At 38.8% G+C, this 14089-nt stretch carries 10 protein-coding genes; all 10 read right to left on the minus strand.

The features are described from left to right. Positions 1 to 13: 13 nt before the first annotated feature. On the minus strand, positions 14 to 3226 hold the full coding sequence (gene carB / locus M1D60_RS14545) for a carbamoyl-phosphate synthase large subunit (RefSeq protein ID WP_456275557.1): 3213 nt from the start codon (positions 3224 to 3226) through the stop codon (positions 14 to 16). Then, positions 3219 to 4313, minus strand: a complete 1095-nt coding sequence (locus M1D60_RS14550; protein ID WP_456275558.1) for a carbamoyl phosphate synthase small subunit — start codon at positions 4311 to 4313, stop codon at positions 3219 to 3221. The genes carB and M1D60_RS14550 overlap by 8 nt, the downstream gene beginning before the upstream one ends. Further along, a complete protein-coding gene (locus M1D60_RS14555; RefSeq protein ID WP_456275559.1) occupies positions 4310 to 5599 on the minus strand; it encodes a dihydroorotase in 1290 nt (429 codons plus the stop codon). The genes M1D60_RS14550 and M1D60_RS14555 overlap by 4 nt, the downstream gene beginning before the upstream one ends. Next, complete coding sequence (locus tag M1D60_RS14560) at positions 5566 to 6498, minus strand: aspartate carbamoyltransferase catalytic subunit (protein WP_456275560.1); 933 nt, start codon at positions 6496 to 6498, stop codon at positions 5566 to 5568. Before M1D60_RS14560 ends, M1D60_RS14555 begins: the two co-directional genes overlap by 34 nt. A gap of 151 nt (positions 6499 to 6649) precedes the next feature. Then, on the minus strand, positions 6650 to 7957 hold the full coding sequence (locus M1D60_RS14565; protein ID WP_456275561.1) for a solute carrier family 23 protein: 1308 nt from the start codon (positions 7955 to 7957) through the stop codon (positions 6650 to 6652). 173 nt (positions 7958 to 8130) lie between these two features. Next, positions 8131 to 8673 carry a bifunctional pyr operon transcriptional regulator/uracil phosphoribosyltransferase PyrR gene (gene pyrR, locus M1D60_RS14570; RefSeq protein ID WP_456275562.1) on the minus strand — a complete coding sequence of 181 codons (543 nt, stop codon included), beginning with the start codon at positions 8671 to 8673 and terminating at the stop codon, positions 8131 to 8133. Positions 8674 to 8871: 198 nt separating this feature from the next. Next, the gene (locus M1D60_RS14575) at positions 8872 to 9786 is read right to left on the minus strand and encodes an RluA family pseudouridine synthase (protein WP_456275563.1); all 915 of its coding nucleotides are present in this window, start codon (positions 9784 to 9786) and stop codon (positions 8872 to 8874) included. Further along, positions 9761 to 10249: a signal peptidase II gene (gene lspA, locus M1D60_RS14580; RefSeq protein ID WP_456275564.1), complete on the minus strand. Its 489-nt coding sequence runs from the start codon at positions 10247 to 10249 to the stop codon at positions 9761 to 9763. The genes M1D60_RS14575 and lspA overlap by 26 nt, the downstream gene beginning before the upstream one ends. Before the next feature lie 412 nt (positions 10250 to 10661). Beyond that, entirely contained in the window at positions 10662 to 10991 is a 330-nt protein-coding gene (locus M1D60_RS14585; protein WP_456275565.1) for a TraR/DksA C4-type zinc finger protein, read from the minus strand. A gap of 259 nt (positions 10992 to 11250) precedes the next feature. Next, positions 11251 to 14019: an isoleucine--tRNA ligase gene (gene ileS, locus M1D60_RS14590; protein WP_456275566.1), complete on the minus strand. Its 2769-nt coding sequence runs from the start codon at positions 14017 to 14019 to the stop codon at positions 11251 to 11253. Positions 14020 to 14089: the final 70 nt, after the last annotated feature.

Below are 14089 nucleotides of genomic sequence, written 5' to 3' on the forward strand. Positions count from 1 at the left end.
CATTCTTGTTGAATCACGCTAATACCACCTCTTGTTTACGAGTGATTGGCTCCATTGCTTGTGCTTGGAAAGTCATCGATTCTAATACTCCTAAAATTGCATACGCAGTATCCAATGAGGTTAAGCAAGCCACACCGTTTTCTACGGATTCGCGTCGGATTCTAAAGCCGTCACGAGCTGGTTGCTTCCCTCTTGTTAAAGTATTAATGACGAATTGTGCTTCACCTTTTCTAATCACATCGATTAGGTTTGGTTTTTCAGCACCAATCTTATTTACAACGGTTACTGGGATATTTTCTTGCTGCATGAATGCAGCAGTTCCTTCAGTTGCAAGGATGTTGTAACCAATTTGATGGAAACGTTTAGCGATGCTTAACGCTTCATCCTTATCCTTATCTGCTACTGTGAAAAGTACAGATCCGTATAGTGGAACGTTAATTCCTGATGCTACTAATCCTTTATATAGAGCTTTTTCAAGCGTTATATCCTTACCCATTACCTCACCAGTAGATTTCATTTCTGGACCTAGTGTAATATCAACTCTTCTAAGCTTCGCGAATGAGAACACTGGTGCTTTTACGTATACTCCACGAGATTCAGGATGGTAGCCAGTTTCATACCCTAGTTGCTTTAATGGTGTTCCTAAGATCGTTTTTGTTGCTAGGTTCGCCATCGGTACTCCTGTAATCTTACTTAAAAATGGTACAGTACGGCTTGATCTTGGATTCACTTCAAGTACATATACTTGATTGTCAGCAATAACAAATTGGATATTTAATAGTCCGATAATATTTAAGCCTTTTGCAAGCTTGATTGTATATTCAATAATTTGTTCCTTAATTGAATCCGTTAAATTTTGTGGAGGGTATACAGCGATTGAGTCTCCTGAGTGAACACCTGCGCGCTCAATATGTTCCATAATTCCAGGAATGTATACAGTTTCTCCATCGGAAATGGCATCCACTTCAATTTCCTTACCTGTTAAATAACGGTCAATTAATACTGGATGCTCCGGATTGATTTTTACTGCGTTCTCCATATAGTGAAGTAATTCATCTTGGTGATACACAATCTCCATTGCTCTTCCACCTAGGACATATGAAGGACGAACTAATACTGGATAACCGATTTTCTCTGCTACTAAAACCGCTTGGTCCACTGATGTTGCCGTTTTTCCTTCTGGTTGAGGAACTCCTAGTGTTGATAGCGCATGTTCAAACTTATCACGGTTTTCTGCACGATCTAAGTCTTCTAAAGACGTACCAAGAATTTTTACACCCTTTTCAGCAAGACCCGCTGCTAGATTGATAGCAGTTTGACCACCGAATTGAACAATGACGCCTTCTGGTTGTTCTACCTCAATAACATGCATCACATCTTCAACAGTTAACGGCTCGAAGTAAAGCTTATCAGAAGTGTTAAAGTCAGTCGAAACCGTTTCAGGGTTGTTGTTAATGATAATTGCTTCATAACCAGCCTCTTTAATCGCCCATACGGAGTGAACAGTCGCATAATCGAACTCAATCCCTTGACCAATACGGATTGGACCTGAACCAAGAACCAACACACTTTTCTTATCTGTCATTAGTGACTCATTTTCATCTTCATATGTGCCGTAGTAATAAGGAGTTGAAGATTCAAATTCTGCTGCACATGTATCAACCATTTTATAAACTGGTAACAAATTGTGCTGCTTCCTTACATCATAGATTTCAGATTCTGACATATTCCAAAGCTTTGCAACCGCTTTGTCTGAAAAGCCCATACGCTTAGCTTTTGTTAAAATTTCTAGGTTTCCAACGTTCTCACTAAGCTCTTGATCCATCTTGACGATATTTGAGAATTTATGAAGGAAGAAAATATCAATTTTACTCCATTCAAAAATTTGTTCAATGGTGATTCCTCTTCTTAACGCTTCTGCGACAATAAATAAGCGCTCATCATCTGCTTTTGTAATTCTTCTCTCGATCTCTTCATCTGTTAAGCTGCGGAATACTTCTTCCGTAAAGTGATATAAACCAGCTTCTAAAGAACGGATTGCTTTTAATAGGGACTCTTCAAGAGTACGGCCAATTGCCATTACTTCCCCAGTAGCCTTCATTTGAGTGCCTAACTTACGGTTTGCTGATTCAAACTTATCAAATGGCCATCTAGGAATCTTTGAAACCACATAGTCTAGTGCTGGCTCAAAACATGCATATGTTTTACCTGTTACAGGGTTCATCATTTCATCTAGTGTTAAACCAACTGCAATTTTTGCGGCTAACTTAGCAATTGGATAACCAGTTGCTTTAGATGCTAATGCTGATGAACGACTTACACGTGGATTCACTTCTATTACATAGTACTGGAAGCTATCTGGGTCAAGTGCTAGCTGGACGTTACATCCACCCTCGATTTTAAGAGCTCGAATGATTTTAAGTGAAGCGTTACGCAGTAACTGATACTCACGGTCACTTAAGGTTTGGCTTGGTGCTACTACGATAGAGTCACCCGTATGAATCCCAACAGGATCAATATTCTCCATATTACATACAACGATTGCATGATCACTGCTATCTCTCATTACTTCATATTCAATCTCTTTAAAGCCAGCAATACTCTTTTCCAACAAACACTGTGTTACTGGGCTATTTTTTAATCCACTTGTAACGATTTCAATTAATTCTTCTTCATTCTCACAAATCCCTCCGCCGGTACCACCTAATGTGTAAGCCGGACGAACGATGACAGGGTAACCGACCTCTCCTACAAACTTATATGCTTCTTCAAGGGTATGGATGATGTCACTTTCAGGAACTGGTTGATTTAGTTCATTCATTAATTGACGGAACAGATCACGGTCTTCCGCTTGCTCGATCGCTGAAAGCTTTGTACCTAGAATTTCAACTCCACATTCTTCAAGTACTCCAGCTTTTGATAATTCCACTGCTAGGTTTAAACCTGTTTGACCACCTAGAGTAGGAAGCAGGGCATCTGGACGTTCCTTACGAATAATTTTGCTCACGAACTCTACTGTCAGAGGCTCGATATACACTTTATCTGCCATTTCTGAGTCTGTCATAATCGTTGCTGGGTTTGAGTTAACAAGTATGACCTTATATCCTTCTTCTTTTAAAGCTTGACATGCTTGTGTTCCCGCATAATCAAATTCAGCTGCTTGACCAATGACGATTGGGCCTGATCCAATTACTAGTATCGTTTCAATATCATGTCTTTTAGGCATATTGTTTAACCTCTCCCTTTTTACTGCGTTCAATTAAAGCTTGAAACTCATCAAATAATTCATTTGCATCCTCTGGTCCTGGTGAAGCTTCTGGATGGTATTGGACTGTAAAGGCTGGGAAATCAAGATGGCGTAAGCCTTCAACTGTTCCATCATTTAATGCAACATGTGTTACTTCTAAACGAGTATTTTCTAATGACTCTTCTTCCACTGTGTAACCGTGGTTTTGAGAGGTGATTGCTACCTTACCAGTTGGTAAATGCTTAACCGGATGGTTAGATCCACGGTGACCAAACTTCATTTTTTCTGTATTCGCTCCACAAGCTAAAGCAAAAAGTTGGTGTCCTAAGCAAATCCCGAATAATGGAACTTTTCCTAAGATTTCACGAATCATTTCAATTGCTTCTGGTACATCCTTTGGATCTCCAGGTCCGTTGCTTAACATGATTCCATCAGGATTTAATTGAAGAATTTCCTTTGCCGTTGTGTTATAAGGTACAACTACTACATCACAATTACGATTATTTAATTCACGTAGAATCCCGTGTTTCATTCCAAAATCTACTAATACTACTCGATCTCCTCTTCCTGGACTTGGGTAAGGGTTAGTTGTAGAAACCTGTTGTACTTGATTGGTTGGAAGTTGCTCCGTTTTTAATTTTTGTACAACCTCTTCCACATTGACTTCCATTCCACATAAAGCACCCTTTAATGTCCCATATTGACGGATAATTCTTGTTAGTTTTCTTGTATCGATCCCAGCTAAACCTGGGATGTTTTTCGCTTTAAAGTATTCATCTAGTGTGTATTCACTTCTCCAGTTGGAAGGAACATCACAAACCTCTTTCACAATAAAACCAGAGATTGCCGGATTAATAGATTCGAAATCATCACGATTAATTCCATAGTTCCCGATTAACGGATAAGTAAGGGTAACAATTTGACCGCAATAAGAAGGATCAGACAAAATTTCTTGATAGCCAGTCATTCCAGTGTTAAATACTACTTCACCGATTGAAAGCTCTGTACTTCCAAAGCCTTCGCCTACAAATACTGTTCCATCTTCTAAAATGAGCTGTCTTTTCATACTGTTACCGTCTCCTTTTTCCAAGCAATTTTTCCACTTACCATGGTTAGTTGTGGCCATCCTTTACAATTCCATCCTGTAAATGGAGTGTTTTTTCCTTTTGATAAGAATGTAGCTGGGTCAATTGCTTCTTCTGTTTCTAAATCGATTACTGTAAGATCTGCTTGTGCACCTACTTCAAGTTTTCCATAAGAAAGGTTGAAAGCTTCTGCAGGCTTTATTGTTAGGAAATCTACTAATTGTTTTAGCGTAATTTTTCCTTTTTCTACGAAATGACTATATAAAAGTGGGAAAGCTGTTTCTAATCCGACAATTCCAAAAGGTGCTAATTGCATTCCCTCTGCTTTTTCAGACGCTGCATGTGGTGCATGATCTGTTGCGATGAAATCAATTGTTCCATCGAGTAATCCTTCAATTAACGCCAGTTGATCTTCTCTGCCTCTTAAAGGAGGATTCATTTTATAGTTAGGATCTAATCCAGGAATATCTTCATCACATAATAATAGATGATGCGGTGTAACCTCAGCCGTTACTTTAATTCCTGCTCTCTTCGCATCTCTCACAACACGGACCGATTCTTTTGTACTAATGTGACATACATGGTAGTGACAGCCTGCAGCTTCAGCTAACAGTACATCACGAGCAATATGAACGGATTCACATACAGATGGAATTCCGTTAATTCCTTGTGCTTTAGAGAATGTTCCTTCATGGACAGAACCTTTATTTATTAGCGTATTATCTTCACAGTGGGCAACAATCGCCATATCAAGAGCGGCTGCTCTTTTCATCGCCTCAAGCATAACTCCAGCACTTTGCACCCCTACTCCGTCATCAGTGAAAGCGAATGCGCCAGCTTGTTTAAGAGCTGCAAAATCAGTTAATGTTTCTCCAAGCTGTCTAACGGAAATTGAAGCATATGGTAGAACGTTAACAGACGAAGTTTCCTTGATTCGATTTTGAAGCCATTCCATTTGTTCCTTTGTATCTGGAACCGGTCTAGTATTTGGCATTGGAGCTATCGCTGTAAACCCACCTCTTGCAGCTGCATTTGATCCAGTTTCAATCGTTTCCTTATGCTCTCCACCTGGTTCACGAAGATGGACATGAAGGTCAACTAGACCTGGTACAACTAGTTGGTTTTGGACATCAATCACTTCGTCCTGTTCTGTTACGGGAAGGTTTGCTTGGATTTCACTTACCTTTCCATCCTCGATTTTTACGTCAGCATAGATCAATTGACCTTCTTGATTTAGTAACTTACCATTTTTAAGGATTGTTGCCATTTTTGATTTTCCCCCTCATTATTAGTTACGACCGCTTTTAGTACTGCCATTCTTACAAAAACACCATTTCTCATCTGATCAAAGATTCTCGATCTCTCACATTCTACTAAGCTATCAGCAATCTCAACGTCTCGGTTAACAGGTGCTGGATGCATAATAATACTGCTAGGCTTCATTCGTTTCTCTCTATCCACAGTTAATCCATATTGATTATGATATTCTTCTACGGTGAGCCCCATTTTATCTCCGTGTCTTTCATGCTGAATACGAAGGAGCATGACAACATCTGCCATTTCAATTCCTTCATCTAAATTGATATAAGTACCATGTGGATGATTTTCTTCCATCCACTCTCTAGGTCCTGAGAAGAATACATTTGCTCCTAATCGTGAAAGTGTCTCTGCATTGGACCTTGCAACGCGGCTGTGACGAATATCCCCGACAATCATGATGTTTAGATTTTCAAACCTACCATATTCTTTTCTAATCGTATATAAATCGAGTAAAGACTGTGTTGGGTGGTGCCCACATCCATCTCCTGCATTAATAATTGGAATGTTTATTGATGGGATTAGTTGATCAAAATAGTGATCTTCAGTGTGACGAATTACAAACGCATTGATGCCAATCGCCTCTAATGTTTTTACCGTGTCGTAAAGAGTCTCTCCTTTTTGAACGCTCGAGTTATCAGCTTCAAAGTTTACCACTTGGAGTCCAAGTCGTTTTTCTGCCACTTCAAAGCTGAATTTAGTACGTGTACTTGGTTCAAAAAATAGATTGGCTACAAATACTTCGCTTTCGGCTTTCCAGCTTTCACCTCGTTCAAACCACTCTGCTTCATCTAAGATTTGTTGGATTTCCACTACTGATAAATCACTCATCTTCACTACATGCTTCATTATAATTCCTCCCATCAATGTCTGAAGTACATATTCTTTCCAAAAAAACACCCTTCTCTGTATGAAAAGGGTGTAAGAAAGCAGAAGGAGTCGCAAAATTATTCCTTCTTTACACCCTTGAAAGCCTCTCTGGACTCATTTAAAAGGTGACCTATTTAATATTGTCATTAATATCGGACATATCACCTGACTCCACTTCACGATCTGGCAAGATGACATTTAGTAAGATTCCAAGAATAGCTGCAAGCGCCATTCCATGTACTTCAAAGTGTTCAGATACTTTTATAATAGCTCCACCAATCCCAATTACTAGGATAACAGAAGAAATAATTAAGTTGCGATTTTTACCTAAATCAATTTTTGAATCAATCATCATTCGTAAACCAGATGAAGCGATAATTCCGAATAACAGGATTGATACACCACCCATAACAGGTGTTGGGATTGAGCTGATTACCGCACCAACTTTACCGACAAATCCAAAAACAATAGCTAGTACAGCTGCCCCACCGATAACGAATACACTAAACACCTTTGTAATGGCTAATACTCCGATATTTTCACCGTAAGTGGTATTAGGTGGTCCACCGATTAATGACGCGATGATCGTTGCAACCCCATCTCCCATGATTGAACGGTGTAAACCTGGTTTTGCAATCAAATCTCTGTGTACAACTCGACCTAATACCATTTGATGTCCAATATGTTCAGATAAAGTAACGACCGCGACAGGAACCATTAACCATACTATACTCCAAGAGAAATCTACTCCTGTATAGAAGGTAACAAAGTCAGGCATTTGAAACCATTTTGCATTTTGAACCCCTGAAAAATCTACTAAGCCAACAAAGTATGAGTAGATATAACCTCCGACAATTCCAAGTAAAACCGGAATCAAGCTTAGGAATCCTTTTTTCAAATACACTGAGAAAATAACCGTTAGAATTAATGTCACTAATGCTGCCGATAGATGAAGCAGACTGTAGGTAGTTGGATCATTCGGATTAACTAGCATTGCCATATTAACAGCAGTCCCGGCAAGACCCAAACCAATCACGATGATGATCGGTCCAACAACAACTGGTGGAAGGAGTCTCATTAACCATTTGTATCCAACTGCCTTAATGATTAGCGCTACTATTCCGTACACCAGTCCCGCTAAGAAACTTCCTAGCATTGCTGCTTCTGGTCCACCTAAAGCTTGGGCTGATATAATTGGTGCAATAAAAGCAAAGGACGAACCTAAGTAAGCAGGCACTTGACCTTTCGTAATAAGTATAAATGCTAGTGTCCCAAGTCCGCTTGAGATTAACGCAACCGCTGGACTTAATCCTGTTAAGAATGGCACAAGAACGGTCGCTCCAAACATTGCAAATAAATGCTGGAAGCTTAGAGAAAACCAATTAACGGCTGATGGCTTATCATGAATGTCTAAAACTATTTCTTTATTGGATTTCATATGTAATCCCCCTTATGGTCTTATCGTTATTTCTTCTCTCTTTTTTGAAAATTATTCATTTAATAACAAAACCTCTTTGCAACCGGGCAAAGAGGCAGGCAGAATACACTTATCTACATAAGTATATTTCTACCCTTTTGTAGCCTCTCTGGACTCCCTTAAAAGGGTGTTATTTATTTTTCATGTATCGTTACTTGTTCTATTTCATCAATTTCAGTCAAATCAACCACAATCTTTTCTGAGCTTGAAGTCGGGATGCTTTTACCGACAAAATCCGCTCGAATTGGAAGCTCTCGGTGACCACGATCTACTAAAACAGCTAGCTGAATTTGAGCGGGACGTCCTAAATCCATTAAAGCATCCATTGCTGCTCGAACAGTTCTACCTGTAAATAATACGTCATCTACAAGGATTACCTTAAGGTTCGTTACATCTACTGGCACATCTGAGCCCTTAAATAATGGCTCTTGATCTTCCGTCTTCGTGGTTAAATCATCCCGGTAAAGCGTGATATCTACTTCACCTACTGGAATTTTCTTACCTTCAATTTGTTCTATTTTTTCTGCGAGCCGTTTAGCAATATGAATCCCTCTTGTTTTGATTCCAATTAATACAGAATCCTCAATTCCTTTATTTCTTTCAATAATCTCATGAGCAATTCTGGTTAAGGCTCTGCGAATGGCTTGCTCGTCTAAAACGATGGCTTTAAATGACATGGTGCTCACCTCTTTTATTTTTCCCTTGAAAAGAAGTATAAAAAAATCCTCCCACTGTCAGTGAGAGGATAGAATTTTGGTATAAAAAGGGCATAAAGGTCCCTCCTTATACTTACTCCGTTTCCTTCTCAGCCTCACAGGACTGTGTTAAAGGGTCATATGTTATTAAGGTAATTATGTCAGGATGCTCGAAATTTGTCAACTTCTTTTTTTAAGCCAATCTAATACCTCTTCAAATTCTGACGGTAAGGGAGCTTCAAATTCAAGGTATTCTCCCGTTCTTGGATGATCAAATCCTAAAACACCTGCATGTAGTGCTTGTCCTTCAAGCTCGATTGTTTTTCTAGGACCATATTTGGGATCACCTGCTAACGGATAACCAATATATTTCATGTGAACGCGGATTTGATGTGTTCTTCCTGTCTCCAATTGGCATTCTACAAAGGTAAAATCCTTAAACCGTTCCAACACCTGAAAATGTGTCACTGCTTCTTTGCTATTTTTTTCTGTCACCGTCATGCTTTGACGATCCTTCTCATCTCTACCTATTGGTGCGTCAATAGTACCTTTATCATGAGGAATAACACCGTGCACAATAGCTTTGTATCTCCTTGTCACGGTCTTATGAACAAGCTGATTAACTAGAGATTCATGGGCCATGTCATTTTTAGCAACCATTAATAATCCGGAAGTGTCCTTATCAATTCTATGGACAATCCCTGGCCGCATTACCCCATTTATACCTGACAAATCCTTGCAATGTGCCATCAATCCATTTACTAATGTACCTGATACATGACCAGGAGCAGGGTGAACAACCATTCCTCTAGGCTTATTCACAACAAGAACATCTGCATCTTCATAGTAGAATTCAAGGTTCATTTCCTCTGGTGTTACATCTAAAGGCTCTGGGTCTGGAATTGTAAGAGTAATCTTATCATCTGTTTTACACTTATAGTTCCCCTTCACTGCCTTACCATTAACCTCAACGAGATCCGTTTTAATCCACTGTTGTACTTGAGAACGAGACCACTCATCATTCATCGACGTTAGTACTTTGTCGATTCTCTCTAAATGTTCCTCTTCATTAACTTTGTATGTTACCTGTTCCATGCTGCGTCTCCTTTTCTTGCTTTCCTTCTAATAAAGTATGAATAAAGAAAAGCCCCACGCCGATTACTAATGCAGAATCAGCTATATTAAATATTGGAAAATCATAAGTGAAAATATATGTATTAATAAAGTCTACGACTTCCTTCCTAAATAAACGGTCAATAAAGTTTCCAATTGCACCACCAAGCATTAACGCTAAAGACCAGCCCATAAGCTTTTCCTTCGATGAGAGACGTTGAAGGAATATAACAATACCTATGATCACGATTGTTGTAATGATATAGAAAAACCACATTTGTCCTTGGAGTATTCCCCAGGCTGCTCCCTTATTACGGTGTGAAGTTAAATATAGAAAGTTAGAAATAAGTGGGATGGATTCCCCTAGTTCCATATATTTTACAACTAACCATTTAGTAAACTGATCTAGTAAGACCACGATTAATGCCGTTATATAGTATAACACTATTTTTCCCCCGCTTCAGATAAGATACTACCTGATTTTATCATAGACTATTCATATCAGACAATGAGCTTATATTTTAGAGGGCTAAACTCATCTTAACTTGTCATAAACGGATTGATTAGAATGCCTGATGCAATAATAAGGATCACCTACTAAAACAGCCCCAGCAATGGCTAACCCAAAGCAGAGGCTTAATTCTAGGGCTGTGTTAAACTTTGTTGTTGATTTTCGTTACAGGACACTCGCTTTCCGTGGGGCGTGCGGTGAGCCTCCTCGGTTGCGCCTGCGGGGTCTCCACCTGTCACGCTACTCCCACAGGAGTCTCGCGTCCTTCCACTTCAATCAACTGTGCAAAAAAACAACGTAGTACTTTAACAGAGCCAATTCTAAAAATAGACGCTATTTTAGCGCCCTATATTCTTACTAAATCACTATAAGTAAAGTCTTCCAAGGTTCTTGCAGTTGGTAATGTTTTTAATTTCTCAAATGGAATTGGTTTGCCACTCTCTTCACAATAACCATAAATACCAAACTCGAGCTTCGCTAAAGCTCGTTTAACATCTGCTAAGTCATCTTGAATATGCTTTTGAATGAGAACTTTTTTTTCATCTTGCTTTTTTTGAAAAAGGGGTTCAGTAGCAAACTCTTCCTTCACATTTACACTACCAAACTTTAGCCGATTCTCTAGCTCTTGTTTCATCACGAGAAGTTCAGAATGAATTTCATTAAAATCCATGTTCATGATCACGCTCCTCTTTGATGTTGAGTATTGTGTATGATGTAGTCTAACCTTCTATCAAGAAAATACAAGCAACAAGTTTTTCCTCTCATTCATATCATTCGTAATATTATTTGAGGTTTGTCGGATGGACATCTTCTTTTGAAAAGTATTATGGTGAATTTCTACTATAGGCCACTTCACCATCTTATGTAAGAAGCATCCAACTGTGAATTCGAAAAAACAGAGGCTAGTGATTAATCTAATCACTAGCCTCCTATTTCTATTCGGAATAATGTTCATTTATGACATCAGCACATCTAGAGCATAAGCTTGGGTGAGAGTCATTTTGACCAACAGTTGGTGTTACAATCCAACAACGATCACATGTTTCTCCTTCAGCTACCTCAATTAAGATTGAGACATTTTCAAATGTTTGGGCCTGCTCAGGAGCTTCCTCAACTGATCCACCTAATTTTACATCAGAAACAATAAATAACTGCTTTAAGTCTTCTTTTATAGACCCTAATAGTGCGGATGACTGTTCATTTGTAAATAATGTAAGCTTTGCAGTTAGAGATTTACCAATAAGCTTTTCATTTCGAGCCACTTCTAATGCTTTTAAGACGTCATCTCGAAGTGACATGAACTGATCCCATTTCTTCTCTAATTCTTTTGCATTGGTAATTTCTGTTGCATTAGGCATATCGACAAGCTGAACACTTTCCTCTTCAACTCCTTGAATATAGCCCCAAACCTCATCAGCTGTATGTGGAAGGATTGGAGTAACTAGCTTCGTTAAAGTTAGCAATGATTCATATAGAACTGTTTGAATTGCTCTTCGATCCTTTTGATCAGCAGATTCGATATATAGAATATCCTTTGCAAAATCGAGATAAAACGAACTTAGTTCAATCGTACAGAAATTATGGACTGAATGATAAACAGCTGCAAAATCAAATGTATCATAAGATTTTTTAACTTTATCAATTAGTTTATTTAATTTAACAAGAATGTATTGGTCTACTTCTCTTAGGCTCTCAAAAGGTACGGCGTTTGTTTGATGATTATAATCTGCAAGGTTACCTAAAAGGAATCTAAAGGTATTTCTAATTTTACGGTACACCTCAGATACTTGCTTGAAGCCATTATCAGAAACGCGCACATCTGATTGGAAATCAACAGATGCTACCCAAAGGCGTAAGATATCTGCACCAAATTGGTTGATAACTTTACTTGGTAAGATTACATTTCCAATTGATTTACTCATTTTTCTACCCTGTTCATCCAAAGTAAAACCATGACTAAGGACTGCTTTGTAAGGAGCCTTACCAGTAACAGCAACACTTGTTGACAGGGAAGAGTTAAACCAACCACGATATTGATCAGAACCTTCTAAATATAAATCAGCTGGTCGTTGTAAATCATCTCTTTCTAATAGGACCGATTGATGAGACGAACCAGAATCAAACCAAACATCCATAATGTCAGTTTCTTTAGTAAACGTACCATTTGGACTTGATTCATGTGTAAATCCTTCAGGAAGAAGATCCTTTGCTTCGCGTTCGAACCAGATATTTGATCCATGCTGTCTGAATAAACCTGATACATGCTCGATTGTTTCATCGGTGATAATTGGCTCACCATTCTCACCATAAAACACTGGAATTGGTACGCCCCAAACACGTTGACGGGAAATACACCAATCTCCTCTGTCACGAACCATGTTAAACAGTCTTGTTTCACCCCAAGCCGGAACCCACTGCGTCTCTTGAATAGCAGCTAATAAATCCTGACGAATATCGGCAATCGAGGCAAACCATTGAGCTGTCGCACGGAAAATAGTTGGTTTCTTTGTACGCCAGTCATGTGGATAAGAGTGAGTAATAAAGCTTAGCTTTAATAACGCTCCTACCTCTTGAAGCTTTTCAGTGATCTGCTTGTTTGCTTCATCATAGAACAAACCTTCAAATCCTGGTGCCTCAGCTGTCATATATCCTTTTTCATCAACAGGGCACAAAACATCTAAACCATATTGCTTTCCTACGATAAAGTCTTCTTCCCCATGTCCTGGTGCAGTGTGAACACAACCTGTACCTGAATCTGTTGTAACATGCTCGCCTACCATTACTAATGAATCACGATCATAAATTGGGTGCTTGGCAACAACCTTGTCTAACTCTTTACCTTTTACAGTTTTAACAACCTCAGGTTGCTCCCATTCAAGAACTTTTGTTACCTCTTCTAAAAGAGCAGAAGCAATCACAAACTTTTCATCGTTTACTTTTACGACACTGTATTCTAAGTCCGGATGTAAGGAAATCCCAAGGTTAGCCGGAATTGTCCAAGGTGTTGTTGTCCAGATGATGATTTTCTCATCTCCATCTAGAATGCCTTTACCATCTCTAACATCAAATGCTACATAAATAGATGCAGAGCGCTTATCTTGATACTCAATTTCAGCCTCTGCTAACGCTGACTCACTTGAAGGAGACCAATAAACAGGCTTTAGACCTTTATAGATATAACCCTTTTTGGCCATCTCTCCGAATACTTTGATTTGCTGAGCTTCATATTCTGGCTTTAAAGTAATATAAGGATTAAACCAATCTCCGCGTACTCCTAGTCGCATAAATTGCTGCCTTTGACTATCAATTTGTTCATAAGCATACTCTTCACAAAGCTTTCTAAACTCAGAGACACTCATTTCCTTACGGTTCACTTTTTTATTTTTAGTTAATGCCGTTTCAATAGGAAGACCATGTGTGTCCCAACCTGGCACATAAGGTGCGCTGAAGCCAGTCATCGACTTGTAACGTATAATAAAGTCCTTTAATACTTTGTTTAAAGCATGCCCCATATGAAGGTCACCGTTCGCATAAGGAGGGCCATCATGAAGAACATATAATGGACGACCTGAAGCTTTTTCTTGTACTTTTTCATAAATATTCATTTCTGTCCATTTAGCTTGGACCTCTGGTTCACGATTAGGAAGATTTCCTCTCATCGGAAACTCTGTTTTAGGCATGAGTAATGTATCTTTGTATTCCATTCTATTTCCTCCAGTTTTTATTAGTTTCATCATTTCCATAATTAAGGGATGTTAAAAGAGAAAGGTTAAA

It is taken from the genome of Bacillus sp. AK128 (assembly GCF_053903075.1).

Excerpts from the sequence above, each read along its gene's own strand:
- carB (WP_456275557.1), bottom strand. The coding sequence starts at position 3,226 with ATGCCTAAAAGACATGATATTGAAACGATACTAGTAATTGGATCAGGC.
- M1D60_RS14550 (WP_456275558.1), bottom strand. The coding sequence starts at position 4,313 with ATGAAAAGACAGCTCATTTTAGAAGATGGAACAGTATTTGTAGGCGAA.
- M1D60_RS14555 (WP_456275559.1), bottom strand. The coding sequence starts at position 5,599 with ATGGCAACAATCCTTAAAAATGGTAAGTTACTAAATCAAGAAGGTCAA.
- M1D60_RS14560 (WP_456275560.1), bottom strand. The coding sequence starts at position 6,498 with ATGAAGCATGTAGTGAAGATGAGTGATTTATCAGTAGTGGAAATCCAA.
- M1D60_RS14565 (WP_456275561.1), bottom strand. The coding sequence starts at position 7,957 with ATGAAATCCAATAAAGAAATAGTTTTAGACATTCATGATAAGCCATCA.
- pyrR (WP_456275562.1), bottom strand. The coding sequence starts at position 8,673 with ATGTCATTTAAAGCCATCGTTTTAGACGAGCAAGCCATTCGCAGAGCC.
- M1D60_RS14575 (WP_456275563.1), bottom strand. The coding sequence starts at position 9,786 with ATGGAACAGGTAACATACAAAGTTAATGAAGAGGAACATTTAGAGAGA.
- M1D60_RS14585 (WP_456275565.1), bottom strand. The coding sequence starts at position 10,991 with ATGAACATGGATTTTAATGAAATTCATTCTGAACTTCTCGTGATGAAA.
- ileS (WP_456275566.1), bottom strand. The coding sequence starts at position 14,019 with ATGGAATACAAAGATACATTACTCATGCCTAAAACAGAGTTTCCGATG.